Origin of the sequence: Streptomyces sp. HP-A2021 (assembly GCF_022807935.1) — a bacterium.
Lineage (GTDB): Bacteria > Actinomycetota > Actinomycetes > Streptomycetales > Streptomycetaceae > Streptomyces > Streptomyces afghaniensis.
In genome coordinates this window covers 4,496,291-4,515,634 of sequence record NZ_CP094344.1, presented here as the reverse complement: position 1 = coordinate 4,515,634, position 19,344 = coordinate 4,496,291, and the positions used below count along the sequence as shown (strand labels likewise).

At 72.3% G+C, this 19,344-nt stretch carries 16 protein-coding genes and 2 pseudogenes; 12 read left to right on the top strand and 6 right to left on the bottom strand.

All coding sequences use genetic code 11. The annotated features are described in order from the left end of the window. Positions 1-78 precede the first annotated feature (78 nt). From MQE23_RS20465 to MQE23_RS20455, 4 genes and pseudogenes are all read left to right on the top strand, one after another. On the top strand, positions 79-606 hold the full coding sequence (locus MQE23_RS20465) for a YbjN domain-containing protein (protein ID WP_010032094.1): 528 nt from the start codon (positions 79-81) through the stop codon (positions 604-606). Positions 607-1,009: 403 nt separating this feature from the next. Continuing rightward, on the top strand, positions 1,010-1,879 hold the full coding sequence (locus MQE23_RS20460; protein WP_243379782.1) for a hypothetical protein: 870 nt from the start codon (positions 1,010-1,012) through the stop codon (positions 1,877-1,879). Positions 1,880-1,889: 10 nt separating this feature from the next. After that, positions 1,890-2,069, top strand: a pseudogene (locus tag MQE23_RS43685) (DUF433 domain-containing protein); the annotation flags it as partial. Between the two features lie 151 nt (positions 2,070-2,220). Beyond that, positions 2,221-2,940 (top strand): response regulator transcription factor, encoded by a 720-nt coding sequence (locus tag MQE23_RS20455; protein ID WP_243379780.1) that lies wholly within the window; start codon positions 2,221-2,223, stop codon positions 2,938-2,940. A gap of 10 nt (positions 2,941-2,950) precedes the next feature. On the opposite strand, the gene MQE23_RS20450 is transcribed toward MQE23_RS20455, so the two are convergent. Next, positions 2,951-4,585 carry an ATP-binding protein gene (locus MQE23_RS20450; RefSeq protein WP_020269583.1) on the bottom strand — a complete coding sequence of 545 codons (1,635 nt, stop codon included), beginning with the start codon at positions 4,583-4,585 and terminating at the stop codon, positions 2,951-2,953. Positions 4,586-4,875: 290 nt separating this feature from the next. Between MQE23_RS20450 and MQE23_RS20445 the strand changes: the two genes are divergently transcribed. Beyond that, a complete protein-coding gene (locus MQE23_RS20445; RefSeq protein ID WP_037666754.1) occupies positions 4,876-5,235 on the top strand; it encodes a hypothetical protein in 360 nt (119 codons plus the stop codon). A 104-nt stretch (positions 5,236-5,339) separates the two neighbouring features. Here MQE23_RS20445 and MQE23_RS20440 read toward each other — a convergent pair whose 3' ends face one another. The 5 genes from MQE23_RS20440 to MQE23_RS20420 form a co-directional block, all read right to left on the bottom strand. Beyond that, positions 5,340-6,650 carry an ABC transporter permease gene (locus MQE23_RS20440; RefSeq protein WP_243379778.1) on the bottom strand — a complete coding sequence of 437 codons (1,311 nt, stop codon included), beginning with the start codon at positions 6,648-6,650 and terminating at the stop codon, positions 5,340-5,342. Continuing rightward, positions 6,647-7,357, bottom strand: a complete 711-nt coding sequence (locus tag MQE23_RS20435) for an ABC transporter ATP-binding protein (RefSeq protein WP_243379777.1) — start codon at positions 7,355-7,357, stop codon at positions 6,647-6,649. The genes MQE23_RS20440 and MQE23_RS20435 overlap by 4 nt, the downstream gene beginning before the upstream one ends. Beyond that, the gene (locus MQE23_RS20430; protein ID WP_243379776.1) at positions 7,354-8,652 is read right to left on the bottom strand and encodes a peptidoglycan-binding protein; all 1,299 of its coding nucleotides are present in this window, start codon (positions 8,650-8,652) and stop codon (positions 7,354-7,356) included. Before MQE23_RS20430 ends, MQE23_RS20435 begins: the two co-directional genes overlap by 4 nt. A 17-nt stretch (positions 8,653-8,669) precedes the next feature. After that, a complete protein-coding gene (locus MQE23_RS20425; protein ID WP_243379774.1) occupies positions 8,670-9,248 on the bottom strand; it encodes a hypothetical protein in 579 nt (192 codons plus the stop codon). A gap of 159 nt (positions 9,249-9,407) precedes the next feature. Further along, positions 9,408-10,598, bottom strand: coding sequence for a pyridoxal phosphate-dependent aminotransferase (locus MQE23_RS20420; RefSeq protein ID WP_243379773.1), 1,191 nt, complete (start codon positions 10,596-10,598; stop codon positions 9,408-9,410). A gap of 1,338 nt (positions 10,599-11,936) precedes the next feature. Between MQE23_RS20420 and MQE23_RS20415 the strand changes: the two genes are divergently transcribed. From MQE23_RS20415 to MQE23_RS20385, 7 genes and pseudogenes are all read left to right on the top strand, one after another. Next, a complete protein-coding gene (locus MQE23_RS20415) occupies positions 11,937-12,464 on the top strand; it encodes a DUF2617 family protein (RefSeq protein WP_020269573.1) in 528 nt (175 codons plus the stop codon). Positions 12,465-12,585: 121 nt separating this feature from the next. Continuing rightward, positions 12,586-14,241, top strand: coding sequence for a polyamine aminopropyltransferase (locus MQE23_RS20410; protein ID WP_243379771.1), 1,656 nt, complete (start codon positions 12,586-12,588; stop codon positions 14,239-14,241). A gap of 123 nt (positions 14,242-14,364) precedes the next feature. Next, a pseudogene (locus MQE23_RS20405) lies at positions 14,365-15,239 on the top strand (SRPBCC domain-containing protein). A 52-nt stretch (positions 15,240-15,291) separates the two neighbouring features. Then, on the top strand, positions 15,292-16,080 hold the full coding sequence (locus MQE23_RS20400) for an aldose 1-epimerase (protein ID WP_243379770.1): 789 nt from the start codon (positions 15,292-15,294) through the stop codon (positions 16,078-16,080). Between the two features lie 10 nt (positions 16,081-16,090). Next, complete coding sequence (gene pyrE, locus MQE23_RS20395) at positions 16,091-16,639, top strand: orotate phosphoribosyltransferase (protein WP_020269569.1); 549 nt, start codon at positions 16,091-16,093, stop codon at positions 16,637-16,639. Between the two features lie 133 nt (positions 16,640-16,772). Beyond that, entirely contained in the window at positions 16,773-17,795 is a 1,023-nt protein-coding gene (gene fbaA / locus MQE23_RS20390; RefSeq protein ID WP_243379769.1) for a class II fructose-bisphosphate aldolase, read from the top strand. 69 nt (positions 17,796-17,864) lie between these two features. Next, positions 17,865-19,331: an MFS transporter gene (locus MQE23_RS20385; RefSeq protein ID WP_243379768.1), complete on the top strand. Its 1,467-nt coding sequence runs from the start codon at positions 17,865-17,867 to the stop codon at positions 19,329-19,331. Positions 19,332-19,344: the final 13 nt, after the last annotated feature.

Genomic DNA, 19,344 nt, shown 5'->3' with positions numbered 1-19,344 from the left:
TAGAGGGTCTGTCTGGGCTTGCCACCCCCCTCCCCGCATGGGGGAGGATGGCGGAATCCGTACGAAGGGAAATTCACGGTGACCATCGACCCGTCCTCGATTCCGAACTTCGGGGGCCAGCCCGAGCCGCAGCCGCAAGGACCGGCGGGCCCCGTCGTCCCGGATCAGGACCTCGTGAAGCAGCTCCTCGACCAGATGGAGCTCAAGTACGTCGTCGACGACGAGGGAGACCTCGCGGCGCCGTGGGAGCAGTTCCGCACCTACTTCATGTTCCGGGGTGAGGGAGACCAGCAGGTCTTCTCCGTGCGGACGTTCTACGACCGGCCCCACGAGATCGAGGCCAAGCCGCAGATCCTGGAGTCCATCGACGACTGGAACCGCCGCACCCTGTGGCCCAAGGTCTACAGCCACACCCACGACGACGGCACGGTCCGCCTCATCGGCGAGGCCCAGATGCTGATCGGCATGGGCGTGAGCCTGGAGCACTTCGTCTCCTCGACGGTCAGCTGGGTGCGGGCCGCGATCGAGTTCGACAAGTGGCTCATCGAGCAGCTCGGTCTCGAGGAGGAGATCAACGAGGCGGAGAAGCCCGAGGACGAGGAGTAGGCCGGCAGGCCTCCGCCCCAGCGGCGCGTCGGCGCGTACGAGCAGGTACGTGCTGTACGCGCCGTATGCCTTTTTCGGGGCCGGTGCCGGCAGGCCCGGTGACACGGCACCGGCGAGTTGAAGGCCGGGCACCACCGTCCCTGAGGCGGCTCCCGGACTCACCGGGCCCTTGTCGGCGAGGGTCCGGTCGGCCGCTGACCTCCTCAAAGAACCGGGGAAAGAACTACCCGCCCACCCACCCTCCCCGCGCCGGCGGGCGGGCGTCACCCGTGCGAGTGACCGGCTTGCAGGGGCGGGACACGGACCATTACGTTCGCCGCGACAACCGCAAACAGATACGGCCCCCGGCCGGGACGGCAATCCCGATCGAGGGCCTGACCGATCAGGAAGAGTGCACTTCCCGATGGCTGAACCGCAGTCTAACGCGCGCCTGCGCGCTGACGCCGGAGCTCCGACCTCCGGCGTGATCCACGTACGAACCCGGCTGACGGCCGACTTCACCGTGATCTCCAACGCCCTCGCCCAGCGACGCGGCAGCGCGGTCACGGTCGGTGTCGCGGCGTATATCGCCTCTCTGCCCGACGGCTCCCCGGTGACCATCACCGCTCTGTGCGAGCACTTCAGCGAGGGCGAAATCCTCGTCTCGCGGGCGCTCAGGGAGCTCGAAGCAGCCGGATACCTGGAGCGCCGTCGCGAACGGATGCCCACCGGACAGGTGCGTACCAGGACGTACTTCTACGACGTCCCCCGCGGCGAAGGCCCTGACGACCCGCCCGAGCCGCCCCGCCCCCGGCCCGCTGTCCGGGAGGCCGCGCCCCGACGGGAGGCGGCGCCCGCTTACGGTCCTGAGGAGACCGAGAGCCGGGCACCCACACTCGCCGACGCCGACCCGAAGGCGGTCGCCGTACTGACCGCCCTGCGCCGGGTCGACCCTCGTCTCGTCCTGTCCGCCCAGGAGGCCGCCCGACTGGCGCCGGCCGTCGCGGAGTGGCTGGCGGCCGGTGTCGGACCACGGGAGATCACGGAGTTGCTGACCGTACGGCTCCCCGACCGTTTCCGCGCCCGACCGGCAAGCGTCCTCGCCTTCCGGCTCCGGGAGACACCGCTGCCGGCGCCTCCTCCGTTTCCACTGCCCCCGAACGTCGAGCGCCCGGCCGCACTGCCCTTCCAGACCTGTGACGGCTGCGAGCGTGCCTTCCGCGCCCCTGTGCCCGGACACTGCCGGGGCTGCCGGGAGCGCTTTGGCGAGGAACGCCTGCGTGCGGCCGGCTGAGCCGGTGGGTATGGTCGACAGGTTCAGGGACGGACTCCTGACTCCCACGGAAACAGCCTCCTACCTGGAAATTCCGCAGTCGACGCTCCACTCGTGGCTCAAGGGCAGGGCTGCGGGGGCGCCCTTGGTGCACCAGGTCGAGCCGTTGCGCACGGGGCAGCCCTCGGTGCCCTTCATCGCAGTCGCCGAGGCTCACGTCCTCCGTTGTGGCCCACAGGAGCGCATCTGCCACGAGATCGCCGACCGGCGCGGGAACCGGGAGTTTCCCGGAGGTGGGAATTCCGGGGGTGCGTTGGTATCAACGGTGATGGAATCGTGCTGGGCCTCGCTGAGGAGAATCGTTGAGCGCGCGCATCCTGGTCGCCGAAGACGACGAGAAACAATCTCGTCTCATCCGGATTTATCTGGAACGGGAAGGCAACGCCGTGCAGGTCGTGGCCGACGGCAGGGCAGCGCTGGAACGGGCGCGTTCGACGGGGCTGGATCTCATCGTTCTCGATGTGATGCTGCCGCTCGTCGACGGCCTCGACGTATGCCGCATTCTGCGTGCCGAGGCCTCCGAGGTGCCGATTCTGCTGCTGACCGCCCGCAGCACCGAGGAGGACATGCTTCTCGGCCTCGATCTGGGGGCCGACGACTACCTCACCAAGCCCTACAGTCCCCGCGAACTCACCGCGCGGGTACGGGCGCTGCTGCGGCGCTCCAGGAAAGGCGGTGTGGCCGGGAGCGAGGTGCTGCGAGTCGGCGCGATCGAAGTGGACACCGCCCGCTTCGAGGTCCGGGTGGCGGGCCGTCCGGTGGCGCTGACCTCCAAGGAGTTCTCCATCCTGGAGGCTCTGGCCCGCAAGCCGGGACGGGTGTTCACCCGGGCCCAGATCATCGAGTGCGCCTTCGGCTTCGACAGCGATGTACTCGAGCGCACGGTGGACGCCCATGTGCGCAACCTGCGCCGGAAGCTGGGGGACGACCCGGCCCGGCCACGCCACCTGGAGACCGTCTACGGCCGGGGGTACCGCCTGCTGGACGGCTCGGCCCCCACCCGAGTGCTCCCGGGATCCTGACCGGGGTTGATCAGTCGGCGTGGGCCTGCGGCCGGGCCGTGGAGAGCGCGACGGTGAAGGTCGTGCCGACGCCGACGGCGCTCTCCACGTCGATCGTCCCCTGGTGATCGGTCACGATCTGGCGGGCGATGGACAGCCCGAGGCCACTCCCTCCGGTGGCGCGGCCCCGTGCCGCGTCCGCCCGCCAGAAGCGGTTGAAGAGATGCGGCAGGTCCTCGGCGGGTATGCCCTTGCCGGTGTCCCGCACCTGAACGATCGCGAGATCGCCGCTGTGGACCAGGGCGAGTGTCACCGTGCCGCCCGGTGCCGTGGCCCTCAGGGCGTTGCCGACCAGATTGCCGACGACCTGGCGCAGACGGTCGGCGTCGGCGATGACGTACACAGGCTGCGGCGCCTCCAGTCGCAGCGCGACACCCGCCGCGTCGGCCTGGGCGCGGTGGGCCGTGCCGGCGGCTTCGAGGAGCTCGCGCAGGTCGACGCGCGCGCGGTGGTAGGTGAGCGCACCGGCCTCGGCCAGCGCGAGAACCTGCAGGTCGTCCACGATCCGCTGCTGCAGCAGTGCCTCCTCGTGGAGGGAATCGAGCAGCTCGGGGGTCGGTTCGACGATCCCGTCCCGCAGGGCCTCCAGATAGCCGCGCAGATTGGCCAGCGGGGTGCGCAGCTCGTGGGCGATGTCCCCGGTGAGGCGGCGCTGGCGTTCCTCGCCGGCCTGTATGGAGTCGGCCATCCGGTTGAAGGCACGGCCGAGTTGGGCGATCTCGTCCCGGCCGGAGACGGGCACCCGCCGCCCCAGGTCTCCCTCGCCCAGCCCCCCGGCGGCCAGGGTCATGGCACGGACCGGGCGCAGCACCGCCCGGCTCAGGAGCAGGGCGCCGACCACGGCGGCGAGGGCGACACCCCCCGCGACGGCCACCGTGGGTGCTGCGGCCAGGGTGGGCGGGGACTCGTCCCGGACGCCGAGACGGATCTCCAGGCGTGGCGGGGCGGCGGAGCCCACCCGCTCGTTGAACACCCGCTGCAGGCAGGCGATGAACTGCTGCTCGGACTCGCATGTCCTGATCGCCTCGAGGTCCTGCGAAGTCCGCGGGTCGGGTTCGCCTGTCGGCTCCTCGCACTGTTTCGGCCGGCGCTCCGTGCGGATCCGCGGCACGCCGGTGTCGTCCGGCCGGGCCGTCACCTTGGCCCCCGCCCGGGTCAGACAGGCCGCGTACGCCGCTTCGGCGCGGTACTGGGCGATCGCTGTCGCCGTCCGCTTCATCGAGGTCCGCGGTATCTGTCCCGCGGGGATCCGCAGGAGGGGACGCGGGTCGACCAGCACCGGCGGCTGGCTGCTCACCGGGCGGGGGGCACGGCCCTGGAGCGCGTCGGAATCGGCGAGCAGGACGTCGTTCTCGGTGGCGACCCGGATGCGCTGGCCGGTGTCCTCGGCCAGGCGGCTCACCGTCGGTGAGAGGCCCTCCCAGGTGCCGTGCGCGACCCCGTACGCGCGGAGCTCGCCGGTGATCCGGGAGACCTCCTGCCGTCCTGCGGTGACACTCTCCTGGACCTGGCGGTTCGCCTGACGCAGGGTCAGCCAGGCGGTGGCGGCGGTCGCGGCCATCGCGACCAGCATCAGCAGGCCGAGTACCCGGAGCCGGAAGCTCATCGCGTGCCACCACTGGGAGTGGTGAGGTGCGGGCGTCGGATGCCCGTCAAGGGGGCGCCATGGGCCAAAAAGGCTGGAGAGCGGCGCATTTTCGCTCCTGACATTTTCGGTCCCCCGTCGACGGGATCCGGACAGTTGTGGGCGGAATTCTTTCTTCAGGATTTTTGTGACTGCGATTGTACTGACGCCACTTGCACACCGATTGATGCAGTGGTGGCTGTTTTGCTCAGGTATCAAACGGTGCCCGGGGAAGCAGTGCCAACAGAAAATGGATTCGTGGGGGTACAGAAATGAAGCGTCGACTTGCGGCTGTCGTACCTGCCCTTGCGGCGGTGGCCATGGCCGTCCCGCTCGCCCTCTCCACCCCGGCCTCCGCGGCCGCGTCCTGCGGCAGGACCGCCTCCGACATGGACAGCAGCTCTTGGGACAGGACGGCCAACGGCGCCAACCAGAGAAGCGGTTCCAGCACCGGCTGTGCCATCCTCGGCATCGCCTACAACACGCACAACCTCGACTACCACTGCTACACGCGCATCGGGAACACCAGTGAGACCTGGACGTACCTCCGGAACGACACCACCGGTACGACCGGCTGGGTCCGCGACGACCTGCTGAACGACGGCGGCAGCCTCACTTACTGCGGCTTCTAGCACCCCGCCGGCACTCCCGCGGGAGTGCTGAGCAGGCTGGACTGACAGTGGGTCAGGGGCGGTCTCACCGAGGCCGCCCCTGACCCGTACGACGGGCGGGCCGCTCAGGAGCCGGACAGGGCCTCCGTAGGGGACAGCCGGCTCGCCCGTACCGCCGGATACAGTCCGGCGATCATGCCGATGACGAGCGTGCAGCCGATCCCCGCCGCACTCGCCCACACCGGGACGACCGTCGGCCAGTCGCGGCTGAGGGCGTAGGCCGCCGTGATCGCGGTCCCCAGCACCGTCCCCCCGAGGCCGCCGATGAGCGACAGCAGCAGCGACTCCGTGACGAACTGGGTCCTGATCTGGCCGCGGGTCGCCCCCAGCGCCCGGCGCAGGCCGATCTCCGGGCGCCGCTCCAGGACCGAGATGACCATCGTGTTGCCGACCCCCACGCCACCGACGAGCAGGGCCACGCCACCGAGGCCGAGCAGCAGCCCGGTCAGCGCCGACTCGGTGGCCTCGCGGGCGGCGAGCGCGTCGGAGGGCCGGGAGATGCGGACCTGGCCCGGTTTCTCCGGGTACGCCGTGGCCGGCAGCACGGCCCGTACCTCCGCGACCTGGCTGTCCTCGGCGCGGACATAGACCGTGGACGGATGGCCGTCGAAGCGCAGGTACGTCCGGGCCGCCGGCCAGCCGACCAACGCCGCGCTGTCGAGCTCCGGCGCGAGCGGTACGGGATCGAGGACGCCGACGAGGGAGAACCAGCGGCCGCCGAGCCAGACCCGGGTCCCCGGCGTGTACACGTCGAGCCGCCCCGCGGCCGTGGAACCGAGCACGACCGCCGGGTACTTCTCGGTCGCGGAATCCAGCCAGCGGCCTCGGCGGACTTGGCCGCCGACGGCTGGCAGCAGGTGCCTGTCGGCCGCGAGGACCTCGAGGGAGCCGGTGCGGCCGATGGCGATGTGCTCATTGCGGTAGATGTGTGCGGCGGTCGCGCCGGTGGCGGCGACCTGCTGCACGGGCGGGACGCGGCCGATCATCGCGACGGCCTCGTGGGGCAGTTTGGCCTCGGTGCCGTCGAGCGCGTCGCCGGGGGCGACCCGCAGCAGGTTGGTGCCGAGCGCGTCGAGCCGGCGGTCCACCTCCGACCGGCCGGAGCCGGAGATTCCGACCACCGCGATCATGGCGGCGACGCCGATGGCGATCCCGAGCGCGGAGAGGAAGACCCGCAGGGGACGAGTCCGCAGCCCGGTCCCGCCGAGTCGCACGATGTCCTGGGGACCGAGCCGGGCGGCCCGCAGCCCGCCGTCCGTGCCGCCGACGGCACCGCGCGCTCGTCCGCGGCCACGCCCGGCGCCCCTGCGGGGGCCGGACGGCAGGGTGGGTGGGGCGTCGTCCATGGGGAGGCCGTTCGTCGTGCCGTCGGTCATCGGACCGCCTCGCTAGGCGCGGCAGTGGTCGCGGTGTCCGCCACCACGCGGCCGTCGCGCATCTCGATACGGCGGGGCAGCCCGGCCGCGATCTCCCGGTCGTGGGTGATGATCACGACCGTGGTCCCGGCGGCGTGCAGCTCGCGCAGCAGACCGAGTACGGCCTCCCCGGAAGCGGAGTCCAGGTTGCCGGTCGGTTCATCCGCCAGCAGGACCGCCGGTTCGCCGATCACCGCCCGGGCCACCGCCACCCGCTGGCGCTCGCCGCCGGACAGCTGGTGCGGGAGGTGGTGGACGCGGTGGCTGAGGCCGACTCGTTCCAGCGCCACCGCCGCCCTGGACCGGCGGCGGCGCAGCGGTACCCCGGCGTACAGCAGCCCGTCGGCCACGGAGTCCAGGACCGGAACCCCCACCGCCAGATGGAACTGCTGGAAGACGAAGCCGATCCGGGTGGCCCGCAGTGCCGACACCTCACGGTCCGTCAGCTTCGCCACGTCGTGGCCGTCGACCAGCACCCGCCCGGCGGATGGCCGGTCGAGGCTGCCCATGAGGTTCAGCATGCTGGACTTGCCCGAACCCGACGGGCCGACGACCGCGACGAGTTCGCCGCGCCCGATGCTCAGGCTCACGTCCCGTACCGCCGCCACACCACCGGGGTACGTCTTGGAGACCCCGTCGAACTCCACGACCGCCGACGCTCCGCTCACTCGGGGATCCTCACCTTCATGCCCTCGCGAACCGCGCTTCCGCTCACTTCCACCCGGCCGTCCGCGAAGAGCCCGGTCTTCACCGCGACGAACCGGCCGTCCGCGGTCTCCAGGCCGTGGCCGCCCTCGGCAAGGGCGACCAGCGCGGCGACCGGGACGGTGAGGACGTCCGCCCGTTCCCGCCCCACGTACTCGACGGTGACCGGCGCGCTCTCCAGCCTTCCCACGGATTTCTGGTCCTTGATGGTGATGGTCACCGGAACCGTCGGTGCCCCGGAGCCGCCCTCCCCGCCTCCCTCCTCGGGGTCGGTCGCCTTCTTCCCCACCGAGGCCACCTCGCCCTTCACCGATGTCCCGTCGGGCAGCCCGATCGTGACGGCGGCGCCGCGCACGGCCCAGGAGTCCTCCGCCGCAGAGGCGTTGACGACGACCTTCCGAGACGTACCGGTGTACGTGAGGACCTCCTCGGTGACCGCCGAGCCGAGCCGGACACCCGCGTGGCCGATCCGCACCTTGCCGGCGGAGTAGACGACGTCCCCGACGCCGACCGTGCCGGTCTGGGGAAGCCCGAGGGATTTCTGCCAGCGCTTGACCGCGCGGGCGGTGGCGTCGGTGAACTCCTCGTCGATCGTGAAGCCCGTGTAGCCGAGAGCGGCGAGATTGCTCTCGAACTGCAGGACGTCCATCCCGCGCAGAGTGCTCCGTGTCCCTCCTGCCCCGGCGCCACCCGGCGTCGGCGATCCGGAGGGAGCCGGGGCCCTGGAGGTGTCGTCCGTGAGGCCCTGGTCACCGGCGCCCTGGGCGTCCCCCTTGTTCCCGGCGTTCCCGGCGTTCCCGGCGTTCCCGGCGTTCCCGGCGTCCTGCCGGGCGCCCTGTCCGGTGCCCGCGGTCAGGCCCAGATCCCGGTACATCGGCAGCGTCCCGTACAGCAGCACCACCGGCCGGTCGTCGACGCGCAGCAGAGTGCCGCCGCGCTTCACCGTCCTGCCCTCCGTGGGCAGCCAGGTCACGGTGCCCGTCGACTTGATCGGCAGCGGTATCTCGGTGCCGTAGCCCAACTGGCCGTCCACCGTGGTGCGTTCGGTCAGCGTTGCCCGGGTGACCGGGACGGTGGAGCCCGAGCGGGGCGGGGCGGAGGAGCCGTCCTCCGCCCCGCCTCCGCCGAGGCCCAGCGCACCGACCACGGCGACTGCCGTCACGACGACCAGAGCCGAGGCCACCAGGACCGTACGCCGGCCGCGCCGCCCGCGCGGCGGCGGCGCGGGAGCCGCCCCGCGCTCGTGATCGGTCTGCATGACCGTCTCCGTCATCGTCAGCCCTTGCCCTCGGGCTGGTCCACCGGGTCGCCGATGATCGGAGCGCAGACACGGGTGGCACGCTTGGCCCCCGCCGACGTCTGGTCCCACTCGGAGCCCTGCGCGGTCCCGTCGGGGCCGGGATCGGGGAAGTCGGGGGCGCCGTTCTTCTGCATGCAGTCGGCGTAGTCCCGCTTGACCTTGATCTGCTGGGGGGTGAGCTTGGGCTGGTTGGCGTTCTCCAGGCTCTCGGGGACGGCCGCCACGAGCGAGGCGCACTTCTCGGAGGCGTTCAGGAACTTCGTGTCCTTCTTCAGCGCCGCGTTGTCGCCGAAGTCGACCTGCCCCTTGGCGTCCGGGTCGGGGGCGTCGACCCCGTTCTCCCGCAGGCACTTCACCCACTCCCGCTGGGCGCTCACGTACGCGGCCACGTCGTCGCCGCCGCCCGGGGCGGCCGTCTTGCCGGACCCCGCGGACGCGTTGTCGCCGCCGGCCGTGGGGACCTTCGGAGCGTCGCCCTCGCCGCCGCAGCCGGCCAGGGTGATCGCCATGACCGACGCCGTCACCACGGCCATCAGCACCCGGTTCGTCCTCATCGGTTCTCCCGCCTCCTGTCGGGCCCGACCGCGGGCGCGGCGGGCAGCCCGACCGTAGGCCGGAGGTGATGAAGAACCTTTGAAGAACCTGTTACCCGATCATGCGGGCGCGCTTCTGGCCGGACGTTGGGCGGGTCGTGCCGGCAGGGGAAGGTGATGTCACGAAGCCAGGCGCCGCAGCCGAACGGCGGCCTCGTGGAGAACGTCGTCCCTCTTGCAGAAGGCGAAGCGGACCTGGCTGCGGCCGGCGGCCGGGTCGTCGTAGAAGACGGAGTTGGGGATGGCGACGACGCCGCAGCGTTCGGGCAGTGCGCGGCAGAAGCGGTGGGCGTCCTTCTCACCGAAGGGGGTGATGTCGGTGGTGATGAAGTAGGTGCCCTTGGGTTGGTAGACCTCGAAGCCGGCCGTGCGCAGGCCGTCGCCGAGCAGGTCGCGCTTGCGGCGGAGGTCGGCGCGGAAGCCGTCGAAGTACGAGTCCGGCAGGCGCAGCGCCTCGGCGACCGCGTACTGGAACGGGCCCGCGCTGACATAGGTCAGGTACTGCTTGGCCGTCCGGACGGCGGTCACGAGTTCCTGGGTGCCGGTCACCCAGCCGACCTTCCAGCCGGTGAACGAGAACGTCTTGCCGCTGCTGGAAATGGTGACCGTACGCTCCCGCATCCCCGGGAACGTCGCCAGCGGCACGTGCTCGGCGTCGTCGAAGACCAGGTGCTCGTAGACCTCGTCCGTCACCACGAGCAGGTCCCGCTCCACCGCGAGCTCGGCGATCGCGGCCAGCTCCGCGCGGGTGAGGACCGTGCCGGTCGGGTTGTGCGGGGTGTTGATCAGCAGCAGCCGGGTGCGGTCGGTGACGGCGTCCCGCAGCTCGTCGAGGTCCAGGCGGAAGCCGTCGTCGTCCGGGCGGAGCGTGACCGGCACCCGGCGCCCGCCCGCCATCGCGATGCACGCCGCGTACGAGTCGTAGTACGGCTCGAGGGCGATCACCTCGTCACCCGGCTCCAGCAGGGCGAGCAGCGAGGCGGCGATGGCCTCCGTGGCGCCCGCGGTGACGAGCACCTCCCTGTCCGGGTCGCAGGACAGTCCGTAGCGCCGCTGCTGGTGGGCGGCGATCGCGGTACGCAGCTCGGGGACGCCGGGGCCCGGCGGGTACTGGTTGCCGAGGCCGTCCCGCAGCGCCCGCACGGCGGCCTCCCTGACCTCCTCGGGGCCGTCGGTGTCGGGGAAGCCCTGCCCGAGGTTGATGGCGCCGGTGCTCAGGGCCAGGGCGGACATCTCGGCGAAGATCGTCGTCCCGAACTCGGCGAGCCGGCGGTTGAGGAGGGGGCGCGCGCTGGAGGTCATGCGGGCCATCCTCCGCCGAAGCTCTGGAGTTCCTCAACTCTGCTTTGGGGCGTGCGAGGGGCGGGCATCCCCAGTTCACGCAAGAGCGAGGCGCCCACGGGGGGCCGCTTCGGGGGAAACGGAAGGAGGGTGACGCCATGGTCGTCGGCATCATCCTGGCGGTGATCGGAGTCCTTTTGGTCGGGGCGCTGGTATCGAAGGCCCGCAGCGGCGGATCCGGACGGACGGCCCGTCGCGGGGGGTGGGCGTCCACCGGGTCGTCGCGCCACGACAGCGGCGGCAGCTGGTGGGCCGGGGGCGGAGACTCCGGCTCGTCCGGCGGACACCACGGGGGACACTCCTGCGGCGGCGGCTCGTCCTGCGGCGGCGGGTCGTCCTGCGGTGGGGGTGGTGGAGGAGGTGGCTGCGGCGGCGGAGGCAGCTGACACACGTCGGCCGCGCTCCCGACGGGGAAGCCGCAACCACCGAACGCGGGGTCCGCACCTGGGGCGGGCCCCGCGTTGCGTTTCTGTGCCGGCCGGGGGGCCGAGGGTGTGTGGGCCCGAGGGCCGGGGGCGGGTGCGGGACCGAGGCCTGGATCCCGCGCGGGTCGGAGGCCCGGGGCCCGTGCGGGCCGGAAGCCCGGGGGCGTGTGCGGCTTGAGGTCCGGGGTCTCAGTGCCGGCGGGGTGTCCGGGGTTTCCGTGTCGGCGGGAGGTCTGGGGGCGTGTGCGCGCTTGAGGCCCCGAGTCTTCGTGTCGGCGGAGGGCCGGGGGCCTGTGCGGGCCCGAATGTCCGGGGCCGTGCGGCCGGGGGGGCAGCACGCCGAGCCCGGCGCTGGGGCTCGTGCCGGCCCCAGGACCAGGGATCCCGTGCGGACGGAGTCCGAGGTTCCCGTCCGGTGGAAGAGTCGAACCTCTGTCGGGTGACTCGGAGTGCGTTCTGGCAACTTCGCATGCCTGTAGGACAACTGTTGCCATGGAGCGCCGCGGCGAGGCGTGACTGCGGCAACTGCGCCCGTCAAGCGGGCACTTCACGGGCCCGTCCGTGGCCCGGGCGCCCGTCCGTCCCCGCTCCAGGCGGGAGTCACGGCGCACCGGCGCACGCCTCCCCGCAACCGGCGCACGCCGTAGTTGAACAGTTGAGCTGTGGAGCCCTCTGAGGGATGGAAACCCTACGAACTTGGGTAAAAACGCTGTTGCGGCGCGACAGTTCATGATTCCCTCTCAATCACCAACGCAGCCTCTCGGACGTTCTGCGGACACCTTCCCGAAACCGGCCGACCGGTTTGCCCCGGGCCGAATCCCCCGGTGCGACCGGGGTGCAGCGGACCCATCTCCCTCTCCTTGTGTGCTTGCGGAGCCGATCCATGCTCACGACCCTGAACACCGCCTACACCGACACGCGCGCGGCCGATCTCGCCTGGGCCCTGGGGCGCGAGCCGCTTCCCGCACTGGCCACGCTGGACCTCGAACTGGCGGGCGTCAAACTTCAGTTGCGACTTCTCGGCGCGTCCCACCAGGTCCTGCTGGAGGAGGAGCGGGGCATCTGCTCGGAGACGGTGGCGTGCATCCCGGGCAGCAGCACTCCGCTCCCGCTCGGCGTCGCCAAGCGGGTGGGCGACTGGGAGTACGAGTTCGCGGCCCGGGTCGAGGTCCTCTCGCCAGGCTCCTTCGCCGGCCGCGCCCAGGAGTTGCTGGCCCTCGTCTCCGACCACCCGCAGGGTCTGGCCGGCGTCTTCCCCGGCAGCCCGCACGCCTTCACGGCACTGCTGGCCCAGTACCACGAGGGCCAGGTGCACTGGCGGACCTGGCACGCGTACCCGCAGGACGGCCAGTTGGTCGCGACCCGCACGAAGGTGGGCGTACGGATGCCGGCGGCGGCCACCGCCAACTGAATCTCCGCCCACATGGCACGCACGCGGCGAACCCGATCTCGCACCGTGATCGGCCCTCTGTAAACCAGCACCACACGTGTGGGTGACGAACCGCAGTCGAGGCGTGACGTAACGTCGCAGCGTGATCGAGCCGCACGCGCCCGCCCCGCCCGGTTCCCCGCCGCCCTGGAGCGCCCCGGCCGGCCCCGGCGGCCCGGCGCGGCTGCCCGTCCGGCCCGGCACCGGACGGTTCCTGGTCCTCGCGGGCGTGTTCGTCTGCGCGGCCTGCGGACTGGTGTACGAGCTGGAACTCGTCGCGCTCGCCTCGTACTTGATGGGCGACTCCGTCACCCAGGCGTCCGTCGTGCTGTCCGTCATGGTCTTCGCGATGGGCATCGGCTCCCTCGCCGCGAAGCGGCTGCGCGGGCTCGCCGCGGCCGGCTTCGGCGCGGTCGAGGCGACCCTCGCCCTCGTCGGCGGGTGCAGCGCGATGGCCCTGTACGCGGTCTTCGCCTGGACCGGCGACTGGGGCGGGATGTGGGCCAGCGGGCCGCGCTGCCTCCTGGTCGCCTTCTCCCTCGCGACCGGGCTGCTCATCGGCGCCGAGGTCCCGCTGCTGATGGAGCTGATCCAGCGCATCCGCCGTCAGGACGCGGGCGGCGCGGTGGCCGACCTGTTCGCCGCGGACTACGTCGGTGCGCTCGTCGGCGGACTCGCCTTCCCCTTCCTGCTGCTGCCGTTCCTCGGCCAGCTGACCGGCGCGCTGCTCACCGGCGCCGTCAACGCGGTCGTCGGGGGCGCGCTGGTCCTCGGCCTGTTCCGCCGGGACCTGACCCGGCGCGCCCGCTGGCTGCTGCTGGCCGCCAACGCGCTCGTGCTGGCGGTCCTCGCCTCGGCCGCCGTCCTCGTCGACGACTTCGAACGGGCCGCGCGGCAGGCGGTGTACGGCGGCGACGTACGCGTGGCGCTCCAGACCGGCGTACAGGAGGTGGTCCTCGCCGGCGGTACGGACGGCCGGCCCCTCGACCTGTTCCTCGACGGCCGGCTGCGGGTCAGCGGACGCGACGAACTGCGCTACCACGAGGCCCTCGTCCACCCGGCCATGACCGGGCCGCACGCGCGCGTGCTGATCCTCGGCGGCGGTGACGGACTGGCGGCACGCGAGGTGCTGCGGCATCCCCGGGTGGAACGGGTCGACGTCGTCGAACTCGACGAGGAGGTGGTGCGGCTGGCCCGCACCGACCCGGCCCTGTCGGCGCTGAACAGGCACGCGTTCGGCGACCCGCGCGTGCGCGTGACCACGCAGGACGCCTTCGGCTGGCTGCGCGGAGCGCCCCCGGGGGCGTACGACGTGGTCCTCTCGGATCTGCCGGACCCGGGCATCACGGCGAGTACGAAGCTGTACTCGCAGGAGTTCTACGGCCTCGCGCGGCGGGTGCTCGCCCCCGGCGGCCGGCTCGTGGTGCACGCCGGGCCCGTCGCGTCCAGCCCGCGGGTGTTCTGGACGGTGGACGCGACCCTGCGCGCGGCCGGTTTCCGCACCGCCCCGTACGGCACGGGCGGCCGACACGCCGGTTTCGCCGTCGGCCCCGACCGCACACCCACCGACCGCTCCCGGGCACCCCGGGACTGGGGTTTCGTCCTGGCCGCCCGTACGGAGGCGCGGCCGCGCCTCGACCCGGACGGCCCGCGCCCGTACGTCGTCGACGACGCGTCCCTCGCGGCGGGGGAGCGGGCGGCGCGGGCCACGCGGATCGCGGGGCTGCCCGCGTCGACGCTGGTGCATCCGCGCTACTGAGCGGGCCGGGACGGCCTGGTGAGGCGGATGCGGGCGCGGAGGATACGCCTGGCGGGGGGCGGATCAGGGGGAATCCCGAAGGCGGGGGTGCGTTTCGGCGCGTGCTGGGTAGAGTCCGTCCACATGGAGCACGAGGTGTTCGTTCCGGTTCCGGCCGAGCGGCTCAGGGAGGTGCTGGACGACCCCGCGCGGGTCGCCCGGGCGGTTCCGGGGCTCCAGCAGGACGCCGGCGCCGAGCCAGTCGCCGGGCGGCTGAAGATCCGGGTCGGCAGCCACTCGGTCACGTACCGGGGTGCCGTACGGGTGTCCATGGGGGACGACGGGGCGTACGCCGTCGAGGGCGACGCCATCGAGGCCCGCGGCACCGGCTCGGTGAAGCTGGCCCTGCGGATCGCCCTGCGGGACGCGGAGGACGGCACGACGGTCGTGTTCGACGGTACGGCCGCCGGGGACGGACGGATCAAGGACCTCCCGGCCGATGCGGTCGAGGGCGCCGTCACCCGCCTGCTGAACCGTTTCGCGGAACACCTGGCCGCGGCAGCCCCGGACCCGACCGCGCCCATCGCCACCCAGGACTTCGAACCCCGCGCCACGACCGACTACGAAACGACCCCGGACGCGGACGACGCGCCCCCTGCCCCCGCCCCCGGCGACGACGCTTCCGCCTCCGCCCCCGCCGACGAACCCCCCGCCCCTGCCCCCGAGCCCCCACCACCTTCGGCGCCGATGTTCCGCCGTCTTCGCTCGGGCCCACGGACGAGGACGACATGGACGACGAAGACGACGAGGACATCGCCGAGGCGGCGCATGCGCGGCGGACGATGATCGGGCGGAGTGCCGAGGAGGTCGATCACGCGCCGCCGCGCGGGCGGTACGCGCCGGTGCCCGCGCCGCAGACCGTGATGCCCTCGGCCCCGCTGCGCTGGGCGGCCCCCGCCGCGGCACTCGCGCTGGCGTCGGCCGTCGTGGCGGTCCGGGCCCTGCGCCGACGCCGCTGAAAACGCCCCGCACCACGTGAGGCCCTCTTGATCACCCCAGTAGGGTCGACCCGTGAGTGACGAAGACATCACGCTGACCGCGGGCGACGCGGAGGTGACCGTGCAGCCGGGCAACGGCGGCCGGGTCGGAGGGCTGCGGATCGGCGGCGTGGAGCTGCTCCGGCAGGGGCAGCGGTTCGGCTGCTTCCCGATGGTGCCCTGGTGCGGACGGATCCGGGACGGGCGGTTCCTGGACGGCGCCGCCGTGCGGCAGATGCCCCTCAACGCCCCGCCCCACGCCATCCACGGCACCGCCCGCGACGGCGCCTGGCGCACCGCCCGCACGAGCACGGCCGAGGCCGTCATCACCTACGAGCTCGTCGACCCCTGGCCCCACCCGGGCCGCGTCACCCAGGTCGTCGCCCTCACCGAGGACGCGCTCACGCTGACCATGTCCGTGGAGACGTACGAGTCGTCGTTCCCGGCGCAGATCGGCTGGCACCCGTGGTTCAACCGGAACCTCGGCGGCGAGGACGTGACACTCGACTTCGACCCGGCGTGGCAGGAGGAGCGCGGCGACGACCACCTGCCCACCGGCAACCGCGTCGAGCCGAAGCCCGGCCCCTGGGACGACTGCTTCGGGATGCCCGGCGGCGTCGACGTGACCCTCACCTGGCCCGGGCAGCTGGAGCTGAAGGTGACCAGCCGCCAGGAGTGGGTCGTCGTCTACGACGAGCAGGACGCGGCCGTGTGCGTGGAGCCGCAGACCGGCCCGCCCAACGGGCTCAACACCGCGCCGCGCCTGGTCACGCCCCTGGAGCCGCTGGAGGCCAGCACGACCTGGAGCTGGCGCCGCCTCTAAGCTGGGCGGCATGACGGATGTACGCGGCGCGCTGCTGCAGCAGATCAAGGACAAGGCCGTGGTGCACGGCAAGGTGACCCTGTCGTCGGGTCTGGAGGCCGACTACTACGTCGATCTCCGGCGCATCACCCTCGACGGCGAGGCCGCGCCGCTGGTCGGGCAGGTGCTGCTCGACCTGACCGCCGAGCTGGAGTTCGACGCGGTGGGCGGGCTCACCATGGGCGCCGATCCGGTCGCCGCCGCGATGCTGCACGCCGCCGCCGCGCGCGGGCAGCGCCTGGACGCCTTCGTCGTACGGAAGGCCGCCAAGGCGCACGGCCTGCAGCGGCGTGTCGAGGGCCCGGACATCGCGGGCCGCCGGGTGCTGGTCGTCGAGGACACCTCCACCACCGGCGGCTCCCCGCTCACCGCCGTCGAGGCCGTGCGTGAGGCCGGGGCCGAGGTCGTCGCCGTCGCGACCATCGTCGACCGGGCGACCGGCGCCGCGGAGAAGATCCAGGAGGGCGCCGGGGTGCCGTACCTCTTCGCCTTCTCGAAGGACGAGCTGGGCCTCGACTGACCAGGGCGTGGACGGTGGCCTGGACCTTCCGGCCAAGTCTGGAAAGATGGGGCCGACGATGACGTCGCACCCCAAGGTCTAGGTCAGGGCCGACAACGCAGTACGCCAACCCGCAGATACAAGGAGCGGACGCATGCCCATCGCAACTCCCGAGGTCTACAACGAGATGCTGGACCGGGCGAAGGCAGGAAAGTTCGCCTACCCGGCCATCAACGTGACCTCCACCCAGACCCTGCACGCGGCACTGCGCGGTTTCGCCGAGGCGGAGAGCGACGGCATCGTCCAGATCTCCACGGGTGGCGCCGAGTTCCTGGGCGGCCAGTACAGCAAGGACATGGTGACCGGCGCGGTCGCCCTGGCCGAGTTCGCGCACATCGTCGCCGAGAAGTACCCGGTGAACATCGCGCTGCACACGGACCACTGCCCGAAGGACAAGCTCGACGGGTACGTACGCCCGCTGCTGGCGCTCTCCAAGAAGCGCGTCGACGCCGGTCTGGCCCCCCTGTTCCAGTCCCACATGTGGGACGGCTCCGCCGAGACCCTCGCCGACAACCTCTCCATCGCGCAGGAGCTGCTGGAGCAGGCCCGCGCCGCGAAGATCATCCTCGAGGTGGAGATCACCCCGACCGGTGGCGAGGAGGACGGTGTCTCCCACGAGATCAACGACTCCCTCTACACCACGGTCGACGACGCGATCCGCACCGCCGAGGCCCTGGGCCTGGGCGAGAAGGGCCGCTACCTGCTCGCCGCGTCCTTCGGCAACGTGCACGGCGTGTACAAGCCGGGCAACGTCGTCCTCCGTCCCGACCTGCTGAAGGAGCTGAACGAGGGCGTCGCCGCGAAGTTCGGCAAGGCCTCCCCGTTCGACTTCGTCTTCCACGGCGGCTCGGGCTCCTCGGAGGAGGAGATCCGCACCGCGCTGGAGAACGGCGTGGTCAAGATGAACATCGACACGGACACGCAGTACGCCTTCACGCGTCCGGTCGCGGACCACATGTTCCGCAACTACGACGGTGTCCTGAAGGTCGACGGCGAGGTCGGCTCCAAGAAGACCTACGACCCGCGCACCTGGGGCAAGCTGGCCGAGGCCTCCATGTCCCAGCGCGTCGTCGAGGCCTGCGGCCACCTCCGCTCGACCGGCACCAAGATCAAGTAAGTCCGGTTCGGTCCACGCGTTCGAGCCCGGCACCTCTCCTGGTGCCGGGCTCTTCCGTATGCTCCCTGCATGCCCGATGTGCGGATCGCCTCGCCCCAGGGCCGGTGGATCCTGCTCACCACCGTCCTCGGCTCCAGCATGGCCCTGCTGGACTCGACCGTGGTCAACATCGCGCTGCCCCGCATCGGCCGTGACCTCGACGCGGACCTGGCCGCCCTGCAGTGGACCGTCAACGCGTACATGGTCACGCTGGCCGGGCTGATCCTGCTGGGCGGTGCGCTGGGCGACCGTTTCGGGCGCCGGAAGGTGTTCGTCGTCGGCGTGGTGTGGTTCGCGGTGGCGTCCCTGCTGTGCGGGATCGCGCCGAACGCCGGGGTGCTGATCGCCGCGCGTGCCCTGCAAGGGGTGGGCGGCGCCCTGCTCACACCGGGGTCGCTGGCGCTGATCCAGGCGTCCTTCCACCCCGACGACCGGGGCCGCGCGGTGGGCCTGTGGTCCGGCTTCGGCGGGGTCGGGGCGGCGGTCGGGCCCTTCGTCGGCGGCTGGCTGGTGGACGGGCCGGGCTGGCGGTGGGTGTTCCTGCTGAACGTTCCGCTGGCGCTGCTGTGCGTGCCGGTCGCCTTGCGGCACGTGCCCGAGTCGGGGGACCAGCGGGTGCACGGGCGGTTCGACGTGCTCGGAGCCGTGCTGGGGGCGCTGGCGCTCGCGCTGGTGACCTACGCGCTGATCGAGGCCGGCGGGGACGGTGCGGTGGTGGCGGTCTCGGCGGTGGCCGGGCTGACCGCGGCCGTCGCGTTCGTGGTCGTCGAGCGGCGCCGGCCCGATCCGATGATGCCGACCGACATCTTCGCGTCCCGCCAGTTCACGGCCGTCAACCTCGTCACGCTGTGCGTGTACGCGGCCCTCGGCGGTTTCTTCTTCCTCGCCGCGCTCCAGCTCCAGGTGGTCGTGGGCTACTCGGCCCTCGCCGCCGGTACGGCGCTGCTGCCCACGACCGTGCTGATGCTGCTGCTGTCCGCGCGGTCCGGGGAACTGGCTGACCGGATCGGACCGCGGATCCCGCTGACGGTGGGGCCGCTGCTGTGCGCGGCCGGGATGCTGCTGATGCTGCGGGTCGGGCCCGGGGCGTCGTACGTGGCCGATGTGCTGCCGGCGCTGATGGTGCTCGGGCTGGGCATGGTCACGCTGGTGGCGCCGCTGACGGCGACCGTGCTGGGGTCGGTGGACGTGGCCCGGGCGGGGCTGGCCAGCGGGATCAACAACGCGGCGGCCAGGGCGGCGGGGCTGGTGGCGGTGGCGGCGCTGCCGTTGCTGGCGGGGATGGGGGAGGAGGCGTACCGGGAGCCGGAGGCGTTCGACGTCGCCTTCGGAAAGGCGATGGCGTGGTGTGCGGGGGCGTTGGTGGTGGGGGCGGTCGTCGCGGCGGCGGTCGTACGGAGGCCGCCGCCGGGCTGCAAGCGGCCGGAGTGTCTGAGGCACGGGGGCGTGACGGCACCGCCGCTGGAGGGGGAGCCGGTGCGGAAGCGGTTGTCGTAGGGGCCCGGGAGGT

What these genes read in the sequence shown, in the direction of transcription:
- MQE23_RS20440 (WP_243379778.1), bottom strand. Translation starts at nt 6,650, where the DNA reads ATGACCGACGGCACGACGAACGGCCTCCCCATGGACGACGCCCCACCC.
- MQE23_RS20460 (WP_243379782.1), top strand. Translation starts at nt 1,010, where the DNA reads ATGGCTGAACCGCAGTCTAACGCGCGCCTGCGCGCTGACGCCGGAGCT.
- MQE23_RS20420 (WP_243379773.1), bottom strand. Translation starts at nt 10,598, where the DNA reads ATGGCCCGCATGACCTCCAGCGCGCGCCCCCTCCTCAACCGCCGGCTC.
- MQE23_RS20445 (WP_037666754.1), top strand. Translation starts at nt 4,876, where the DNA reads ATGAAGCGTCGACTTGCGGCTGTCGTACCTGCCCTTGCGGCGGTGGCC.
- MQE23_RS20430 (WP_243379776.1), bottom strand. Translation starts at nt 8,652, where the DNA reads ATGCAGACCGATCACGAGCGCGGGGCGGCTCCCGCGCCGCCGCCGCGC.
- MQE23_RS20450 (WP_020269583.1), bottom strand. Translation starts at nt 4,585, where the DNA reads ATGAGCTTCCGGCTCCGGGTACTCGGCCTGCTGATGCTGGTCGCGATG.
- MQE23_RS20415 (WP_020269573.1), top strand. Translation starts at nt 11,937, where the DNA reads ATGCTCACGACCCTGAACACCGCCTACACCGACACGCGCGCGGCCGAT.
- fbaA (WP_243379769.1), top strand. Translation starts at nt 16,773, where the DNA reads ATGCCCATCGCAACTCCCGAGGTCTACAACGAGATGCTGGACCGGGCG.
- MQE23_RS20385 (WP_243379768.1), top strand. Translation starts at nt 17,865, where the DNA reads ATGCCCGATGTGCGGATCGCCTCGCCCCAGGGCCGGTGGATCCTGCTC.
- pyrE (WP_020269569.1), top strand. Translation starts at nt 16,091, where the DNA reads ATGACGGATGTACGCGGCGCGCTGCTGCAGCAGATCAAGGACAAGGCC.
- MQE23_RS20425 (WP_243379774.1), bottom strand. Translation starts at nt 9,248, where the DNA reads ATGAGGACGAACCGGGTGCTGATGGCCGTGGTGACGGCGTCGGTCATG.